The sequence below is a fragment of the Bacillus cereus group sp. MYBK245-2 genome, from assembly GCF_051916145.1.
Taxonomy (GTDB): Bacteria; Bacillota; Bacilli; order Bacillales; family Bacillaceae_G; genus Bacillus_A; species Bacillus_A pacificus.
On record NZ_JBQAGB010000022.1, the window covers coordinates 16,267 to 35,660 of the forward strand.

Consider the following 19,394-nt stretch of genomic DNA (forward strand, 5'->3'; position numbering starts at 1 on the left):
ATTACACACGCTCCTTTATAACATTTTGTAAGAACGTATGTAATAAACGAAATAGTATAAAAAGCGGTACGTATAATATTACTAGACTCACCGTAAATATTTCTAATTTCGAATTTTCTTTTACAAAAACAAACATACCATATGTATTGAAAATCCATTCGATAATATATAAATTTGATAACATAAATAAAATATTTGTTTTTGCATAATAGATCGTTGTTAACAAAACATTTCTTGAAATATGATGTGTTAAAATATGTCTTAAACTAAGCCCTTTACTTTTAGCAAACAAACTATAATCTTTCTCTAATTCTTCTTTAAACCGTAATAACAATAGTTTAATAAACAATAATGTTGTTGGTATTGTAAGACATATAATTGGTAACAAACGTATCCTTTCTTCCCCTAATCCAGCCAGTTTGATCGGCATAAATCCTGTTTTTTGAAACATAATTACGACAAGAAGTTGCGATAATAAAATAAGTAATATATCTGGTATACTCTCAAGCGTAAGAAAAATCCCGTTCCACATTTTCTGTTTCATATGAGAACGCTGTAATACCCAAACAACAAGTATATACGCTATAAGCAAAGATAGTAAAAAAGCTGATAGAAATACAATCATCGTTTCAATATAATGAATCCATATTTGCGGAAATAATTTTCTTGAATCCCGAAATCCATATGTAATTTCACCCGGTTGAAGTAACTTCCCTCCAAGAAATACAATCGTGTTCCAAAAACCGATTAAATCAATTTGTAATCCCTTAAATAAACGCGGTAGCGCTCCTAGGCAGATTATACATAAAATTGCAGCTACTAGTTGTAAACAAGTAATCCCACACCACTTAACCATTCTCATCAACATAACGATTTCCCCTTACCGTTCGATAGAATATTCAGAAACAAAAACTAAATATATCACATCTCTTCAGCTACAGCATGTACTCGCTTTTGCCCACTAGGTAGAATAGCTTGATATAAACATGTAACAAATAATAATAAACCAAATAAAATAATATACAATGTATCTGCACGAATCCATTTTGGGAATAACATTGCTATCGCACCGAGAGATAAAAGCTGGAATCCTGTCGTTAATGGACTAAGTAAGCTTTGTACACGCCCCATGAATGACTCTTCTACAATTTCATACATCCAGCCCATGATTGCAACATTAATAAACGATAAAAAGAATGTCGCAAAAGCGATACATACGTAAAAAGACCATACGTGGTTTACAAAGTAACACATACCGAAAAAGACCCCTGAGCCCGCCATACCAAATACAATAATAGGTTTGGGTGCATATTTCTTACCTACACTTGTTGCTACTATACTTCCAATTAGTAATGAAATCCCTCCAACTGCACCGCCCACCATCGCTAAACTTTCATAAGTTGCTGGTGCCAATTTGTATTTTAATATGTAAGTAGTAGATACGCTTAAAATACCATTTAATAGTCCAAACACGATAAATCCTAAAAGTAATTTTTTTAAAGTTTCATTTCGATATATATACTTGATCCCTCCTTGAAACTCTGTTATTAACATCTTCAAATTAACTTCTTTCCATTTTGTTCTCCCATTTGGTAAACGAACTTTTTCTGGAATGGAGATCGTTTGAATTAAAATACCACTCATAATAAAAGTGAGCGTATTTACTAAAATGCTCCCGTATATTCCAAAAGTCCAGTACACCATCGTTGCAATTCCTACACCAAACAAAGCATACAAACTATTTACCATTTGATTCACACCTGCTGCTGCACCGTATTGGTCTGATTCAACTACCCCCTGTATCATCGACTGTTCTGATGGAGAGAAAAATTGTATACATGCATTTTCCAAAAATAAAAATATGAAGACAAGTATAATCATCCCGTAATAAAGCGAAATTAGAATTCCAATATTACAGAACGAACAGCATATGTTACTTACCGTACAAATACGCTGTCTATCAAAACGATCCACTACTGTCCCTACTAATAAAAAAAGATTAATGCAGGTAATGCCATCATAATTTGTGTCATCGTTGCGTAAACTGGTTGTTTTCCATATTGATCTAGCAAATAAAACATTAAAGAAACTCCAGCAATCATAGAACCGAGTCGCTCTAAAATATTCGCTAGAAAAAAACGTGCATACACTTTGTTGCGAAATAACTGTAACATTTCTTTCATACTTCGGATCCTTTCTCTCGACAAAATAGTATTATTTTAGTCATTTCTCAGAAGTTATATTATATTTTTCGACTATTATCCAATCTTTTCCTTCTATATAGAGAACATTATAAAAAAGACTCTTGTTTTTTTATAGAAGAGTCTTTTTTATTTAACTTCGCTTTTTTTAATGATATATCTCGCTAACTTTTTTAATTCTCTATAGTTCGGATACACTTTATTTATTTTACAAATGTATCGGACATCCACTCATAAAACTTTTCCTTCTCTTCAAATTGTGGATAATGCGCGGATTTTTCAAAAGTAATAAATTCTTTTTTCTCTGCTTCAATTGTATTAAAATATGTTTTTGCTGCATGAGATGAAGTGTTATAGTCATATTTCCCCATAAGGAAATAAAACGGTAGCTTCAGTTTCGTCACCTTAGTAGGCAATGGATTCTTTAAATCCTTTTCTAATAAGATTGTTTGAGATTTTGATAATCCAACGTTATAACGAATTACGTCGAACAAGTTATATTCATTACTGAGTAACATTCCGATGTTATCACCATCTGGATTTTCAATGCGTCTTGATGTTCCACCATATTTCGCAACATAATTTCGCGGAGTGTATGTATCGCCATTTTTAATTTTTTCAGTCAATCCATTAAAATAGGAAACTTCATCTGTATTCCCAGCACTTTGTGCCTGTTCAATTACATAGTTTAAACTATCCATTTCACTTTCTACTGTATCACTCATCTGCCCTATCCCAACATACGCTTCGTATTTTTCAGGTGCTTTATTAGCAGCTTGCATTCCGATATATGTACCGTAAGAATGACCAATTAATATTACCTTTTCTTTTCCCATACGTTTTGAAATATACTCTGTCATAGCTAATAAATCCTCTACAAGAAGATCTGATGTAAGATTTGAATAGTCCTCAAAGAAATGATACGATTTCCCGCTTCCTCTTTGATCATAATTAACTACGGTGAATTTCTCTTCCAATAATTTTTGATACTTTTGAGCATATGGTATTTCTGAAGTACCTGGTCCACCATGTACAAAAATAATTACCGGATTGTTCTTATCTTTGCCGCGTATCATAATTTCATGACCACTTCCATTTATCTCTACTTGCTCTAATGTACTTATACTATTTTCCCTATTTATTTGCGAGGTCCATGTAGGAAATACTAGCGCTACCATTAGTGTGAGTGTAGTTATGACTCCAATAAATGTTATTAATTTTTTTATCTTCTTCATAAGACGCATCCTTTCTTATAAATTTGTAAAAATAACAATTTAATTCTATAAAACTACATTATTAATATCCTATACACTTCTTAACATTCCGCTATATAAACTCTTAATATTTTCTTAATTTTCAATACATTAATCGTAGAAAAACTTGATCACTGGTATTACAAATATAGAAAAAAAGCCCTTGTTTTCAAACAAGGACTCTTTTCATAAACTACTTAGCTACCTCTTCTTTCGGCATTACCATACCTTTATAAAGTTGAACAGTTATCCAGTAATAGATGAAATAAATGACTAAGAAAATCCCAATTGGCACCCACACTTTTACAAACGGGTCAACTAATATGAAGCTAAATAAGTTTAGCCCTACTAACACGTGGGAAATTCCAATAACCGCTGGGAAGATAAATAAATATGAAATTTCTTTATATATACTTTTTGTTAACATACTACGTCTCACACCAATTTTTCGTAACATTTCATAACGTCGTACGTCACGAGAAGCACCTGTTAATATTTTGAACATAAGGGAACTTGCCATCATTGCTAAAAATGCAATTCCGAGGAAAAATCCCATAAACATTGTTCCGCTCATGAAGCTGTTCATAAATTGATAAATTGTCATTTTCGTAAATAAGTCTACTTTTGCACCTGTTGCTTTTTCAATTTGTTCTTTTTGTCTCTTATCTATATCAATCAACAACGGTTTATATTTTTTCATATCGTCTACTTTTGCTAATGTTACAGTGTGTTCTGTTCCTTGAATTCCTTTATAATGTGCTTCATCTGCAATTCTTACAGGTTTTCCGTTAAATTGATTATGTGTAATTTGTATTTCTCTTACAATTGCATCTTCCCAATCTCTCGGCATACGAGGAAATTTTGCTAATTCAGGAGACTCTAAAGCAGAATATACTGGTTCAGTTAAAGGTTCAGTCACACGTTTACGAACAGGCTCTTTTAAGGTTTTTGTATCAAAGTGGTCTGAAACAAGTGGCGGTTTCGCAGTTAAATCGTTACGTAAGTAATAAACCGCTTCTCCATCAACTTTATACTTGTACTGGCTTTCTTCAACAATTTCCATTTCTTTTAATGCAGCTGTATCTTGTTCATTTGGATCATGAATTACGACATCATATACACGTGAGAAGTCTGTCATAATACCTACATTTTTTTGGAATGCCATACCTGCAGTCATCGCACCTGCGCCCAATGCAATTAACATTGCTACAGTACCTAGTACTCTCGATAAGCTATTCACTCGGAAACGTAGCTGTGCATATGTAAAACTATTTAAGCCCGTTTCATTTCGTTTTTTATTCCCTTTAATTTTCATCACAAAAAATGGGAGCAATGAACTAAAGATAAAATATGTTCCAAGTGTTGTAACGATTGTTGCTATTATAAAACCGAGTTCAGCAAACGTTTTTATATTTATCATAAAATAGTATCCTGTACTTACTAGTAATACACCAAGTACAGTCATTATAATAATGCGAGTTTTACTTTTCTTCACTTCATCTAGTGTTTCATCTTCACGTATTAATTCTAGTTCTGTTTTTCGTAATAAACGGATACTATTCATTAAACCAGTAATAAAAAATAGTATTACGAAGAAAATAGCTGTAACTAAGATTGCTGGTGTATATACAGATGAATAACTACCTTTTGCTGAAATTTCCATACCATTCATTAAAAAATTTCCTGCTACACTTGCAAGTAACATCCCTACTAAAATTCCTATAATAATACTAACAATACCCATACCGAATGTTTCAATAAATAATAACTGTGCTACTTTTTTCTTTTTCGCTCCGAGCATCATGTACATACCGAGTTCTTTTCTTCTTAATGTGAGTAAGAAAGAATTGGCATATATAATATAAAATACAGTAATGAAAGATAATAGTATGGCACCTACCCAAAATACGAGTCTAATACTACTAATGAGACTATTATCTTTCGTAAATTCACTATTCATCGCCATCGTTTGGAACATGTAGAAAATACTAATGCTAATAACGAGACCGATAAGTAAAACCATATAATCTTTTAACATTTTTTTCATACTATGACGTGATAATTTGAATAACATAGTCTCACCCCCTACTTAGACTCTGCAGCTGAGCCCATATGAGCAAGCACACCTAATATATCTTGATAGAAATCTTCTCGCGTTCCTTGACGCTTTAACTCTTTATATAGAAGACCATCTTGAATAAATAATATACGCTCACAATAACTTGCACTAAATGCATCGTGTGTAACCATCAAAATACTTACATTGTGATTTTCATGTAAATCTTGCATCGCTTCTAATAAGCTTTTTGCATTTTTACTATCAAGCGCTCCTGTCGGTTCATCTGCTAATACGATTGCTGGATTATGTACTAAAGCTCGTGCTGCCGCTGTTCTTTGCTTTTGTCCACCAGAAACAGCAGTTGGATATTTTGTTAAAATTTCAGTAATCCCTAATTTCTTCGCCACCTCATTTACCTTTCCAGTAATCTCACTTGAAGGTACACCTTGCAGAGAAAGTGGTAAAGCAATATTTTCATAAATTGATAAGTTTTCTAGTAAGTTAAAATCTTGAAAGATGAACCCTAATTTTTGAGATCGAAAATCTGATAATGCATTCCCCTTCATAGAAGTAATATTTGTACCAGCTATTGTCACACTACCACCTGTCGCTTGATCCAATGTACTAATCACATTCAATAAAGTTGTTTTTCCAGATCCAGAAGGACCCATAATCCCGACAAATTCCCCTTCTTTAATATTTAATGACACACCCCTTAATGCTTTTGACTGATTCTCATTTCTTTTCCCATACGTTTTTTCTACACTTTCTACAGTAACTACATTTGTTGACATCTCTTTCACTCCATCCCTTTTGTATAAATTTAATTTCTCACACATTTCTTATCTTTTTCTCATGTAAATTCTTAATAATTTTTTAATTATTCTAACTAAAAAGGTTATACAGATAACATAAACCTATTTCCTACTTCATATTCTCATCTTTCTACAACTCGTTCCTTCGATTTCGCTTACATTTACCTTACATTTTTGTAAGGTAAACAAGAAAACACACCAATTTTTAATGGTGTGTTTTCTTTACACTCAATATCCTCTATTCTTTATTTCCTCTTCAATACTTGAGACAAATACATCTAGCGCAACAACTTCTGACTTCTCTCCTCCATATTTACGTACATTCACAGCTCCGTTCTCCAGTTCCTTATCCCCAATAACAAGTACATAAGGAATTTTTTGCATTTGTGCTTCTCTAATTTTATATCCTAATTTTTCATCTCGTACATCTCGTTCGACACGAACACCAGCTTGTGCTAATTTATCCGCAACCTCATCTGCGTATTGTACATGGACTGCATTCGAAACTGGAATGACCTTCACTTGAACTGGCGCCACCCATGCCGGGAATGCACCTCCAAAGTGCTCAATTAATATTGCTAAGAAACGATCTAAAGATCCTAATACTGCCCTATGAATGACAACTGGTCTTTTCTTTTCATTCTTCTCATCTATATAATTTAAATCAAATTTCTCTGGCATTTGGAAATCAAGCTGGATTGTTCCGCACTGGTGACTTCTATTTAAAGCATCTTTAATATGGAAGTCAATTTTTGGTCCGTAAAATGCACCGTCACCTTCATTTAGTCTATATTTATAATTCAATGAATGTAATACATTTGCTAACGCCGATTCTGCTTGTTCCCACAACTTATCATCGCCCATTGAATCTTCTGGACGTGTAGAAAGCTCTACTTCATACTGGAATCCAAAAGTTTTATATACGTAATCAATTTGCGCCATTACGGATTTAATTTCATCTTCAATTTGTTCTGGAGTTACAAATAAATGAGCATCATCTTGGCAAAAAGTACGAACTCTTAATAGTCCATTTAATGCACCGCTAAATTCATGTCGATGCACTTGACCGAACTCACACATACGGATTGGCAATTCGCGATAAGAGTGTAATTTATTTTTGAACATTAACATATGACCAGGACAGTTCATTGGCTTTAATGCAAAGCTCTTATTATCTACTTCTGAGAAATACATGTTGTCCTTGTAATGTCCCCAGTGTCCTGATTTCTCCCACAACTCTTGGTTCATCATAAACGGAGTACGTACTTCTTGATACTTATACTCTTTTTGAATTTCTCTTAAAAATGCTTCTAACTCATTTCGGATAATTTGACCTTTCGGTAAATAAAACGGCATTCCCGGAGCCTCTTCAGAAAACATAAATAACTCAAGCTCACTACCTAATTTACGATGATTTCTTTTTGCTGCTTCTTCAACGAAATGTAAATACTCTTCTAATTCTTTTTGAGAAGCGAACGCAACACCATATATGCGCTGAAGCACTTGGTTATTACTATCACCTCGCCAATATGCACCGGAAACGTGAGTTAATTGAAATGCTTTCAAATAACCTGTAGATGGTAAATGTGGTCCTCTACATAAATCTACAAATTCACCTTGTTTATATAGTGTTACACTTTCCCCACTAGGAATTGCTTCTAAAAGTTCTAATTTCAAGCGGTCGTTCATTTCTTGAAACAGTTTAGCTGCTTCTTCTCGAGAAACCTCAACTCGTTCTATCTTTATATTTTCATTTATGATTTTTTTCATTTCTTTTTCGATTTTCCGTAAATCTTCTATGTTTACACTACTTGGAAGATCCATATCATAATAAAATCCATTTTCAATAACAGGCCCTACTCCAAGATTTATATCACCATACAATCTTTTTACAGCTTGCGCTAAAATATGTGCCGCGGAGTGTCTTGCAATTTCTACACCTTCATCTGAATCTATAGTAATGATTTCTACTTCCGCATTTTCTTCAATATTTCGGCGTAAATCATATAACCCATCATTTACTTTCCCCGCAACTGCTTTCTTTTTTAAACTATTGCTAATGGATCCCGCAATTTCTTCTAAAGTAATTCCTTTTACAAATTCTTTCACACTACCATCTGGAAATTTAATTTCAATCATTTGTTCTTTCATTTTTCATCTCTCCATTTCATAATAAAAAGCACACTCATCCCTAAAATAGGGACGAGCGTGCTTATACCCGTGGTTCCACCCAGATTCCCATCATAAAAAACATAATGGCTTCATTTACGGTAACGTCGTTTACACGGCACTAGATACTTCATTTCCCCAGTGCAGCTCTAAGGTGGTAAGTTATTTTTCTGCGTTAGGAAGTTCTCAGCTTTCCTTCCTTCTCTGTATAACCGGGGAAAATAACTCGTGTCCTTTTCTTCGCTTATTATGAAATTGAATGCAAAAAAGCATATTCATCCCTAAAATAGGGACGAATATGCTTATATCCGTGGTTCCACCCAGATTCCCATCACAAAAAACATAATGGCTTCTTTTGCGATAACGTCGCTTACACGGCACTAGATACTTCGTTTCCCTAGTGCAGCTCTAAGGTGGTAAGTTATTTTTCTGCGTTAGGAAGTTCTCAGCTTTCCTTCCTTCTCTGTATAACCGGGGAAAATAACTCGTGTCCTTTTCTTTGCTTTTTTTAATACATCCATTAATTGTTATTTACTATATCTTATTCATTTTATTTTTGCAAGTGTTTGGAAAAGATTTTTTATTTAATAAAAAAAGAAACCAAAAAATGTTTTTGGTTTCTCCTTCTCAATTTTACCAATCTTGTGGTTCATAATTTAAGTCTGCAAATAGACGTCGTTTCTCTTTCTTCGTTAAATCTCTCCACTGTCCAACAGGTAAATTATTCAATTCGATATTCATAATTCTCGTACGTTTTAACGTGTATACTTGATAACCTAAAGCTTCACACATACGACGAATTTGGCGATTCAACCCTTGTGTTAAAATAATTTTGAACTCATATTTTGATAACTGTGTGATCTCACAAGGAAGTGTTTTTGTACCTAGAATTTTAACACCCGCTGCCATTTTTTCTAAGAAATCAGGTGTAATTGGCTTATCTACTGAAACGATATATTCTTTCTCATGTTTGTTTTCAGCACGTAAAATTTCATTAACGATATCACCATCATTCGTTAACAAAATTAAACCGTCTGAGTCTTTATCAAGACGTCCAATATGGCTAATTCGTAAAGGGTGATTCACTAAATCGATAATATTACCTTTTACTGATTTTTCACTCGTACATGTAATACCTACTGGTTTATTTAAAGCGATATATACGTGATCTCGAGCAATACGAAGTTGCTCTCCATTTACACGTACATCATCACCTGGATTCACTTGGTCACCAATTTTTGCAACCTTACCGTTAATAATTACTCTTCTCTCATTAATTAATTTATCTGCTCCGCGTCGAGACGCTTTTCCAGCTTCACTAATAAATTTATTGATACGCAAATTAGGCACATCCTTTTCTAAAAAAATTTCAAGCTCACACTGCTTCTACCTTACAATACAAAAGGGTAAGCCTCCTATTATAACTTAAATATATTAACATGAAAGGGTATATAACGTCTTCTATTAATTTCTTGTTTATAAGAATTATCTTTATTATACATTCATTTATGCACTTTTTCTGTGCTTAATATACAAGCCATTCTTCCTTACATATAGCTTGTTTACCTCTTATATCTTCTATATCTTCATGAATATTAGCTAGTTTATACAACTCAGGGAAAATCTCTTCTACATAATTTTGATGCGCCATTCCATCTTTCCAATAAGTTAACACTATGTAACGATTTTCATTTTTTAAAGACTTCCCAACAACGCCAGCTAACATTCCTTTTGCTTTTTCCATCCCTTTATTCCAAATTGTTTCTTGTTTATGTAAAAAATACTTTTCTTTTTCCACTTTAATATCACATATAGCAACTCTTACGAATGATCCCTCTGTAACAACGTCTTTCAGAGGCGTATCAGTTATATCATACAAAGTTTGAAATAATTCAATTTCACATGAAAGAAACGTATCCTCTTGATTACTATTTAAATAAATTGTATCGTGGGCACCATTCATAAATGATTGATATGCACTTTTATCTTCCCATAAAGTAAATACACACGCCTCATCTTCATTCCATCCACCAAATTGCCAATGAAATCCATCTAGATGCTGTATATCACACCATTGTTCTTGTGCTTTTGAAAACAATTCCTTTTTCTCTTCTTCTACCTTACAATAGATTGTTTTTAGTAGCATATCTAATTCCCCCTTATCTTACATTCCATTTCTCATCTGCAATACTTTCTACTTTTCCCCTAAACGAACATTATTTTTACTCTCTATTTCTTCAGCTCTTATATATTAAAGAGGACCATTTCATCTCGTATCCTTGTTCAACACGCATATTTATCTTTTTACTTTAAAAAATACGCTGTTAAACATCCATTTGAACTTCCTGTTGCCACGTCTTTCGGAATCCCATAATAGTCTGCAAAATCACGAACATTTAGATCACCTGTTTATTTACATAACATAATTATATCCTTCTAGTTATCTATAGTATTCAAAAAATCATCCGCTCTTTCTATCAGCCATTCACCAAACGTACTTAAAAATAATAAAATTTCATTTATATCATTTATCGGTTCAATTACATATTGTAATGCCTTTCTCATATTTTTTTCTTGTTCGGGAAAATGCTTACTAAATAATTCATAGGCAGGATATAAGTCTCTGGAGTAAAGTCCTTCTCTCTCAATTGTCAATGCTAGACCTGACCTGATTATTATCTTCATAATCCAACGGCAACAATCCACAATATCATCCACGCCTTTATTATGAATTAATTCTTCGCGTGCTTGTCCAATTTGTTTCCGCAATTGAATAAGGTGTTCATAGGCTAACTCCTCACTTACTTTATATTTAGGTAAAGACAATGTTACATCTTGACCAAATATACATACTCCATGTGTCTGTATCATAAAGCTTATAAAAGAAAAACTCTTGGAATTTATCACTTCTTTTTCACTGTAAAAACTCAATTCCACTCCTGTTATACAATTAAACTTTTGCAAACTTTGAACTTCTAGTTTCTTTCGCCAGCTTAAGTCTATTAATTTAGGATCCTTTCGTACTACTATAATCACATCTATATCTGCAATTCCTTCAATTCCAATCCCTCTTGGAATTGAGCCTCTTATATAAACACTGTGTAAATCATCCTGTAGCAATTCACAACAAGTATTTTTTATTTCTTGTATTACCTCCATAAATATAGGTTGAACTTTTTCAATATGTGCATCATTTATAATATATCCTTCATCATCAGTAGGACAAAAACGACCTATCTTTTTTATATTTGGCAATTTATTATCTCATCTCCATACTAAATATTATTTTATTCTATACACATAGTAATTATAATTTAAATAATTCAGAATTAAAAATCAAAAGAGATAGAAAGTAAACAATTCTACAATATCATTCACTTCCTATCTCTTTTATTATCAATTATTTTTCAAATATATAATACGTAATTTCTCCTGGGTAATGTAATATCTTTACCTTTCTTTCCACTTTTTAAAACTAACAGTATACCCGCTTTCCCCTCCGCTCCACTTACCAGTGTAATAAGCATTACACTCATATATTTATACTCCTCTTCCTTATCATCATTAATATGAATTACTGACATTAGCACTGGAAAATCTTTAATTTTAGATTCTTTATTCATAAATATGAATGCAATTAAACCAACTAATAATACAGTCATTGAAATATTTGAAACTAGTTTTCTTCTATTCATTTTCACTAAAACTCCTATTTTCTCTACTTTAAACAACATTATTGTTATATATTATAATTATAAGTTTTTAAATTTTGGAGGCGTTACATATTGCAAAAATTACTTTTTACTAAATGGACAGTTTTTATTTCTATTCTCATCATTTTCGGTACAATTTTCTACGTTACGAATGGTAAAAATAACACCGAAAAAGCCCCTGTAGAAACAGCGGATACAAAAACTTTCAAAACGAAATTACAGCCTAAAATTAATGAATTGACTACTAATTATAATGATATCATCGAAAAGGATTGGTTGCCTGCCTGGGAAGAGATTAACACGAACGGTGATTCAGTAGACAGAGATAAACTATTTGTTACAATGAATGCTGTTTCCAAACAATATGAAAACATTATGAATGAAATAGACATTTTGAAAATTAAAGAAAATATATCGGAAGTACAAATACAAGAACAACTTCTTTATTTCACAACTGAATTTAAGGCTGCTTCTAAATTTATGAAAAACGCGGCAGATTTAATTATAGATGGAGCCACTAACTCTACTCTAAACAGTACAACAATTGAAAATACGAAACATGCTTTAGGGCTTGCGGATCAACATATTGTTATTGCTTTATCTACTTTAACTGAAGTTGAAGAGAAATTAGGATTTTCGAAAAAATAGAATTCTTTACTATTTTAAAATAAAAAATGATTGCATTTCACTAATTGTATATCTATAATGTTTTTATTGATCTTATACACATTCAATGCGTATAGGTTATTAATTTTATAATTCGGATGAACCATTCAGGAGAAGATCAACTGATCTACCGACGGGGCAAAAAGTTATTAAACCAACTTTGAAACTCTCAGGTCTTGGGTACAAGTAGAACTGCATGGGGACGAATCTCTGGAGAGACTCCCTCTCGCTTTATATAGCGCGGAGGAAAACGAGCACCGAAGGAGCAAATCCGCTACTATAGCGGATAATCTCTCAGGTAAAAGGACAGAGACAAGCGAAAGAAAATGCCGATTTGTATCGGTTTATTTTTCTATCCCTTGTTTCTCCAGAGACCATTTCATTTACTTGAAGTGGTTTTTATTTTTTCTAAAAAAGGAGAATAAAGATGGAGACAGTAAGTAAAGTATTAGAACAAATCAATCACTATGTGTGGGGATTACCAACGTTGTTGTTACTCGTTGGTACTGGTATCATTCTTACAGTGCGTTTAAAAGGTTTACAGTTTAGTAAACTATTATACGCTCACAAACTAGCTTTTAAAAAATCAGAAGATACATCTTCCTCTGGAGATATTAGCCACTTCCAAGCACTTATGACAGCTATGGCGGCAACGATCGGTATGGGAAATATAGCTGGTGTTGCAACTGCTGTGACGATCGGTGGACCTGGTGCCATCTTTTGGATGTGGATTACTGCTTTGTTCGGTATGGCAACAAAGTATGCCGAAGCAATTCTTGCGGTGAAATACCGTGTTAGTAATGAAAATGGTGAATATTCAGGTGGGCCAATGTACTATTTAGAACGTGGTTTAGGTAAGAAATGGCTTGCAGTTTTATTCGCTATATTCGGTACAACTGCTTCTTTCGGTATCGGGAATATGGTGCAATCTAATTCAGTTGCAGAGGCAATGCGAATTAATTTCTCTTTCCCTCCTGCTTTAACTGGTATAGTAATGTCATTTTTAATCGCTATCGTTATTTTAGGCGGTGTAAAAAAAATCGGGAAAGTAACAGGATATGTTGTTCCTATTAAAGCTTTCTTTTATATCATTGCTGGTCTTATTATTATTTTCTATCACTACGATCAAATTCCAGAAGCATTTTCACTTATTTTTTCTGGTGCATTTAGCGGTACTGCAGCTGCTGGTGGTTTTATCGGTGCAACAGTTGCATCAGCTATTCAAATTGGAATGGCGCGCGGCGTATTTGCGAACGAAGCTGGTTTAGGGAGTGCCCCTATTGCCGCGGCGGCTGCAAAAACTGATTCCCCTGCAAAGCAAGCTTTAGTTTCAATGACTGGTACTTTTCTAGATACGTTTATTGTATGTACAATTACAGGGCTAGTATTAATTACTACAGGCGCATGGAAGTCTGGTAAAACTGGCGTTGAAGCTACAACACTTGCGTTCCAATCTGTATTCGGTACTGCTGGTAGTATGATTCTTGGTATCGCAATTATTTTATTCGCCTACTCTACTATTTTAGGCTGGTCGTATTACGGTGAGAAATGCGTGGCTTATTTATTTGGAGAACGTGCTGTTAAATATTATAAAGCAATCTTTATTGTCATGATTGCTATTGGTGCGAATTTAAAATTAGGCATCGTATGGACATTTGCGGATATTGCAAATGGACTTATGGCGATTCCAAACTTAATTGGTCTTATTGGGTTAAGTGGTATTGTTGTTGCTGAAACGAATCGCTTTTTACAAGCAGAGAAATTGAAAGAAAATAATAAAAAACAGGCAAGTTAATCTATGAAAAAAGGAATGACTCATACATGATGAGCATTCCTTTTTTCATCCCCTCTTTTACTTTATTACTATCATTAAAAATATATTTATATCAATGTTTACTCCTTTTTATTCCTCCAAAAGTTTTTCACATAAATGTCATAAATCGTATGGTCTAACTATATAGTTGAAAAGGAATGCGACATTAAAGTGTCGCTGAAAAACTCATCCAAGAAAAGGGAGGAAAAATCTTTTGAAAAACAAAATCATTGTTTTCCTATCTGTTTTATCATTTATTATTGGTGGTTTCTTCTTTAACACGAATACTTCAAGTGCTGAAACATCATCTACTGATTACGTTCCTAACCAATTAATCGTTAAGTTCAAGCAAAATGCATCTTTAAGTAATGTGCAATCTTTTCATAAATCTGTCGGAGCTAATGTCTTATCTAAAGATGATAAGTTAGGTTTTGAAGTCGTTCAATTTTCAAAAGGTACTGTAAAAGAAAAAATAAAAAGTTATAAAAATAATCCAGATGTAGAATATGCGGAGCCTAACTATTACGTTCATGCATTTTGGACTCCGAACGATCCTTATTTTAATAATCAATACGGATTACAAAAAATTCAAGCCCCGCAAGCTTGGGATAGTCAAAGAAGCGATTCTGGTGTAAAAGTGGCTATTATTGATACAGGAGTTCAAGGATCACATCCCGATTTAGCTTCTAAAGTTATTTACGGACATGATTATGTTGATAATGACAATATCTCTGATGATGGCAATGGACACGGTACACACTGTGCAGGAATTACTGGGGCACTTACGAATAATGGCGTCGGAATAGCTGGTGTTGCACCACAAGCATCGATTTATGCTGTTCGTGTATTAGACAGTCAAGGAAGTGGTACTCTTGACGCTGTTGCCCAAGGTATTAGAGAAGCTGCAGATTCAGGTGCAAAAGTAATTAGTTTAAGTTTAGGTGCTCCAAATGGTGGTACTGCATTACAACAAGCTGTACAATATGCTTGGAATAAAGGCTCTGTTATTGTTGCAGCTGCTGGGAATGCTGGAAACACAAAAGCTAATTACCCTGCTTATTACAACGAAGTTATTTCAGTCGCTTCTACAGATCAATCAGATAAAAAATCTTCATTCTCTACTTATGGTAGCTGGGTAGATGTTGCAGCTCCGGGATCAAATATATATTCTACTTATAAAGGAAGCACGTATCAATCATTAAGTGGTACATCTATGGCAACACCTCACGTTGCAGGAGTCGCTGCTCTTTTAGCAAATCAAGGATATAGCAATACACAAATTCGCCAAATTATTGAGTCAACTTCTGATAAAATTAGTGGTACAGGTACGTACTGGAAAAACGGTAGAGTCAATGCATATAAGGCTGTACAATATGCGAAGCAATTACAAGAAAATAAAGCTTCTTAAGAAATAAAGTAAAACTTTAATCAGTTGATCTACTAAAATAGAAGGAGAGACTTCCACAACTAAAGCCTCTCCCTCTCCTTCTTATAAACTATATTACTCTCCCTGCTTTTTAACCATATGTAAATACAGAACAAAATCCATCATTGTCGACGAATGACCAAGTTGACGGATCATCGCTGTTATATTTCCTCTATGATATGTACCATGATTTACAACATGTTGTACTAACTCTAAAATTGAAGTTTCTAATTTTCCTACATATGGATTCTCGATAACAAATACAGCATTCACATCTTGTATTGTACTTAAAAAGTCTTTATATTGATTTGCCATGTTTTCAAACATTTTTTCTAATTCATGTAACGATTTGTTTTCCATTTGTTTTCGTAATTCTTCTCGGCCTTGTATTGCTTCATTCATACTTTTACCATGCAATATGTGTAACCACACTTGATCTGTAATATAAATATGGGCAAACGTATCCTTGATTGATGGAAATACACTCTGCATCTGTTCAGTAAAAATAGTATCATAGTTTGGTAATTCTTTTAGTCGATTGAATAATCGTAGATTAGCCCAAGCATGGTAATCCACTTGTTTTAACATGTACTCTTTCAATCGAAATCGCCTCCTTATTGTATGAAACGAATAGTTTGTTTCTTCATTTCTGATTCTCTATCAGCCTTTACAATTCCTTTTTCTTCAATTTCACGTTTATCTATAGTTTTATATTTTACATGTGTATGAAATTCCGTTTGAAATGGAAACGGTGTAATCCGAATAGTTTCCTCATCTATCCATTCAGCTTGAATAGGTTTCTCCTCTTTACTATTAAACATTTCTGTTCCTTCAAAACCATCTTTAAACAAATCAATTTCCTCTTCCTTTTCTACACCTGGTTTATTCATACAGACATATAAAGAAAGTTCATCGCAAAACTTTAATAATCTATAATGCTTATCGAACATCACAAATTGCTCTTTTGTTAGCGTTGTCAATATTCTTTTTTGTCGTTTCAATTCACCTGCATAAAATGTCATCATCTCTTCATCTTCCTCATTTAATGGAAATGATAAAAAATGCTTACTACAAAGTAATGCTCCGTATGGATTGGAATCTTCAATTTCATTCAAACCAATCGTATAAAAGACAAAGCGTAATGAACTTGGACAATCCATAAATGTATATGGGATATTTTTAGCATCATTCAAAATTGGTACTTTATCAAGTTCTATCCATCCTCTATCATGCTCATATATTGCATCAATTGTCTCTTTTAAATATGTATCATCTTCAAAAAAATCTTCTTTTATATGCTTTGCAATCTCTCCAGCTAAAAAACCATGATCATGTTGACGAATTAATATACTTTCTTTCTCATCCTTTTCACGAAAAATCATCCGTATACTCCCCCTCATCCTCATATTACAGCGTTTTCTATTCATCAATTCTTAATTAATCCCTAATTGTTAGCAGGGATTCAGTTTCTTGCAACGAAATTAACATAACTATATAGCATTCTTTCTAACAATATAAATAGCTTTATCTTTACTATCTATTATACTAAATCATTCATTCCAAAAAATTTTTTTATGAGGTGAAAACATGAACAAAACAGAATTAATTAAAAATGTCGCACAATCAGCTGATATTTCTCAAAAGGATGCTTCTGCAGCTGTACAATCTGTATTTGACACAATTGCTACTGCATTACAGTCTGGCGATAAAGTTCAATTAATCGGCTTTGGAACTTTTGAAGTACGTGAAAGATCTGCTCGTACAGGACGTAATCCACAAACCGGCGAAGAAATTCAAATCGCTGCTGGTAAAGTTCCTGCATTTAAAGCAGGTAAAGAGTTAAAAGAAGCTGTGAAATAAACAAGAAACCAGCCATTTTATAGGCTGGTTTCTTGTTTTAATTTAGTAATTGCTTTATATTTTCTGCATGATACACCTCGCAAATATAAAATATGCATCTGCAGTTACTTACAATTTGATATTTTCTTGTTGGATACACATGCGCCGAAACAGAGCATCCATCGAACAATTCAATAATATTCCCAGAAGGCTGATATCCTTCATATAATACGTTCCTTCTTACTTCCATCTTTTCTATAAGTTTTTCAACTGGAATGTTTCCACTCTCTAGCTCCCTCTTTATTGTATTTGGTAAAAACGAGGTATCCGCAAAAATGAGATTTTCAGATAATACTTTTCCTTTATAACTAATATTGGATACACGGTAAAGAAATGTTCCGTTTTTATCAAAGAAACTCTTTGCTTCTTTCGGGATATACTGTCTATCCAGCACCTCTTGTTCTAGAACATCAAACTGAACTGTATCATTCAATAACTTTTCTAAAGCATGAATAGATGATGTATCTCCAGAAAATAAAATATTTTTAATTGCTTGTACATTATAAGTGAATTCATTTGTTCTATTTTCCGCTACTAGCATGAGGAACACCTCTTCTATAAAATATTTTATTAAACTTATTTATAATTTAAAAGCGCTACTGCATCCAGCTGTATGATTTCGGTGACTTCTTTACTAAATGTTGCAATTGAAGCCATATAATCTACACTTGGCCTTAAATCTCTCATCACTGTATTTTCTACTAACTCTTGTCTATCCTTAAAAACTAACAAGTTTGGAGAATCATTTGGAGCTGATATAGTAATATCCACTGGTGGAATCATTAGACCTTCACCTGTCGCTTTGAGCACAGCTTCCTTTCTAGTCCAATATGTTAAAAAACCTTCTATTTTTTGTTCATTAGGTAATTTCATAACTTGCGCTATTTCAATGTCGGTTAATACGCCTTCTGCCATTTTCATAACATCAACATTTGGATTCATTTGTTCAACATCAACGCCTACAGGTGCAGACTTTGTAAATGCAACAACAACCCACTCACCCGAATGTGAAACCGATAACTGCGGCATCCCCTCTGGTAATTGTGGTCTACCATGTTGTAGCTTACATACTGGGCACATTCGATTAATTGGAACTTGAACTGGCGACATAGAAAGCATTTTACCTAGAACTAATCTACTAATTACACAGCCTATTATAAAACGGGCACGATCTGCCGAATGATGATATGAATTTGCTTTTTCTCGTTCAACATCATTTAGTAAATTGTAATGCCATGATTGTAAATCCGAAATTCTTCCCCACCATATTTGACAATCATTCTCATTCAAAATTGGTATAGAATCTACAACTTTACTTTCTATCATGTAAACTCTCTCCTTCTAAATACCCAATGTAGATTTATTCCAAAATAATATTAC

The 19,394-nt window shown here is 33.3% G+C and carries 16 protein-coding genes, 2 pseudogenes, 1 riboswitch and 2 other annotated features; of the genes and pseudogenes, 4 read left to right on the top strand and 14 right to left on the bottom strand.

Translation table 11 applies throughout. The features are described from left to right. Position 1 precedes the first annotated feature (1 nt). The 10 genes and pseudogenes from ACTFRN_RS25360 to ACTFRN_RS25405 form a co-directional block, all read right to left on the bottom strand. Positions 2–868 (bottom strand): ABC transporter permease subunit, encoded by an 867-nt coding sequence (locus ACTFRN_RS25360; protein WP_049113124.1) that lies wholly within the window; start codon positions 866–868, stop codon positions 2–4. A gap of 53 nt (positions 869–921) precedes the next feature. Beyond that, positions 922–2,183 (bottom strand): annotated as a pseudogene (locus ACTFRN_RS25365) (MFS transporter). A 221-nt stretch (positions 2,184–2,404) separates the two neighbouring features. Then, the gene (locus ACTFRN_RS25370) at positions 2,405–3,436 is read right to left on the bottom strand and encodes an alpha/beta hydrolase (RefSeq protein ID WP_074568333.1); all 1,032 of its coding nucleotides are present in this window, start codon (positions 3,434–3,436) and stop codon (positions 2,405–2,407) included. 211 nt (positions 3,437–3,647) lie between these two features. After that, positions 3,648–5,528 carry an FtsX-like permease family protein gene (locus ACTFRN_RS25375; protein ID WP_000897897.1) on the bottom strand — a complete coding sequence of 627 codons (1,881 nt, stop codon included), beginning with the start codon at positions 5,526–5,528 and terminating at the stop codon, positions 3,648–3,650. 11 nt (positions 5,529–5,539) lie between these two features. Continuing rightward, on the bottom strand, positions 5,540–6,307 hold the full coding sequence (locus ACTFRN_RS25380) for an ABC transporter ATP-binding protein (RefSeq protein WP_000106418.1): 768 nt from the start codon (positions 6,305–6,307) through the stop codon (positions 5,540–5,542). A 249-nt stretch (positions 6,308–6,556) separates the two neighbouring features. After that, positions 6,557–8,479 carry a threonine--tRNA ligase gene (thrS, locus tag ACTFRN_RS25385; protein WP_000663048.1) on the bottom strand — a complete coding sequence of 641 codons (1,923 nt, stop codon included), beginning with the start codon at positions 8,477–8,479 and terminating at the stop codon, positions 6,557–6,559. 44 nt (positions 8,480–8,523) lie between these two features. Then, positions 8,524–8,747: a binding site (T-box leader), on the bottom strand. Positions 8,748–8,782: 35 nt separating this feature from the next. Beyond that, positions 8,783–9,006: a binding site (T-box leader), on the bottom strand. A 124-nt stretch (positions 9,007–9,130) separates the two neighbouring features. Continuing rightward, a complete protein-coding gene (gene rluF, locus ACTFRN_RS25390) occupies positions 9,131–9,838 on the bottom strand; it encodes a 23S rRNA pseudouridine(2604) synthase RluF (RefSeq protein ID WP_001222167.1) in 708 nt (235 codons plus the stop codon). Between the two features lie 184 nt (positions 9,839–10,022). Then, on the bottom strand, positions 10,023–10,643 hold the full coding sequence (locus tag ACTFRN_RS25395) for a YdbC family protein (protein WP_014893762.1): 621 nt from the start codon (positions 10,641–10,643) through the stop codon (positions 10,023–10,025). Between the two features lie 290 nt (positions 10,644–10,933). Next, complete coding sequence (locus ACTFRN_RS25400; RefSeq protein ID WP_001132912.1) at positions 10,934–11,752, bottom strand: hypothetical protein; 819 nt, start codon at positions 11,750–11,752, stop codon at positions 10,934–10,936. Between the two features lie 145 nt (positions 11,753–11,897). Next, positions 11,898–12,231: pseudogene (locus ACTFRN_RS25405) on the bottom strand (hypothetical protein). 51 nt (positions 12,232–12,282) lie between these two features. Here ACTFRN_RS25405 and ACTFRN_RS25410 point away from each other — a divergent pair. The 3 genes from ACTFRN_RS25410 (at position 12,283) to ACTFRN_RS25420 (ending at position 16,097) form a co-directional block, all read left to right on the top strand. Further along, a complete protein-coding gene (locus tag ACTFRN_RS25410) occupies positions 12,283–12,858 on the top strand; it encodes a hypothetical protein (protein WP_001170863.1) in 576 nt (191 codons plus the stop codon). Between the two features lie 218 nt (positions 12,859–13,076). Continuing rightward, positions 13,077–13,196: riboswitch (glycine riboswitch) on the top strand. Between the two features lie 107 nt (positions 13,197–13,303). Then, the gene (locus tag ACTFRN_RS25415; RefSeq protein WP_000451026.1) at positions 13,304–14,671 is read left to right on the top strand and encodes an alanine/glycine:cation symporter family protein; all 1,368 of its coding nucleotides are present in this window, start codon (positions 13,304–13,306) and stop codon (positions 14,669–14,671) included. Positions 14,672–14,903: 232 nt separating this feature from the next. Beyond that, complete coding sequence (locus ACTFRN_RS25420) at positions 14,904–16,097, top strand: S8 family peptidase (RefSeq protein ID WP_000790939.1); 1,194 nt, start codon at positions 14,904–14,906, stop codon at positions 16,095–16,097. A gap of 93 nt (positions 16,098–16,190) precedes the next feature. Here the strand turns inward: ACTFRN_RS25420 and ACTFRN_RS25425 are convergent, their stop codons facing one another. Together ACTFRN_RS25425 and ACTFRN_RS25430 are read right to left on the bottom strand one after the other, a co-directional pair. Then, the gene (locus ACTFRN_RS25425; protein WP_000666444.1) at positions 16,191–16,715 is read right to left on the bottom strand and encodes a DinB family protein; all 525 of its coding nucleotides are present in this window, start codon (positions 16,713–16,715) and stop codon (positions 16,191–16,193) included. Positions 16,716–16,729: 14 nt separating this feature from the next. Beyond that, on the bottom strand, positions 16,730–17,497 hold the full coding sequence (locus tag ACTFRN_RS25430; protein ID WP_014893763.1) for a DUF3891 family protein: 768 nt from the start codon (positions 17,495–17,497) through the stop codon (positions 16,730–16,732). Between the two features lie 205 nt (positions 17,498–17,702). Between ACTFRN_RS25430 and ACTFRN_RS25435 the strand changes: the two genes are divergently transcribed. Further along, entirely contained in the window at positions 17,703–17,975 is a 273-nt protein-coding gene (locus tag ACTFRN_RS25435; protein WP_001043907.1) for an HU family DNA-binding protein, read from the top strand. A 37-nt stretch (positions 17,976–18,012) separates the two neighbouring features. On the opposite strand, the gene ACTFRN_RS25440 is transcribed toward ACTFRN_RS25435, so the two are convergent. Both ACTFRN_RS25440 and sfp read right to left on the bottom strand, forming a co-directional pair. Then, entirely contained in the window at positions 18,013–18,555 is a 543-nt protein-coding gene (locus ACTFRN_RS25440) for a hypothetical protein (RefSeq protein ID WP_014893764.1), read from the bottom strand. 35 nt (positions 18,556–18,590) lie between these two features. Beyond that, a complete protein-coding gene (gene sfp / locus ACTFRN_RS25445) occupies positions 18,591–19,340 on the bottom strand; it encodes a 4'-phosphopantetheinyl transferase Sfp (protein ID WP_074568334.1) in 750 nt (249 codons plus the stop codon). Between the last annotated feature and the right edge of the window lie 54 nt (positions 19,341–19,394).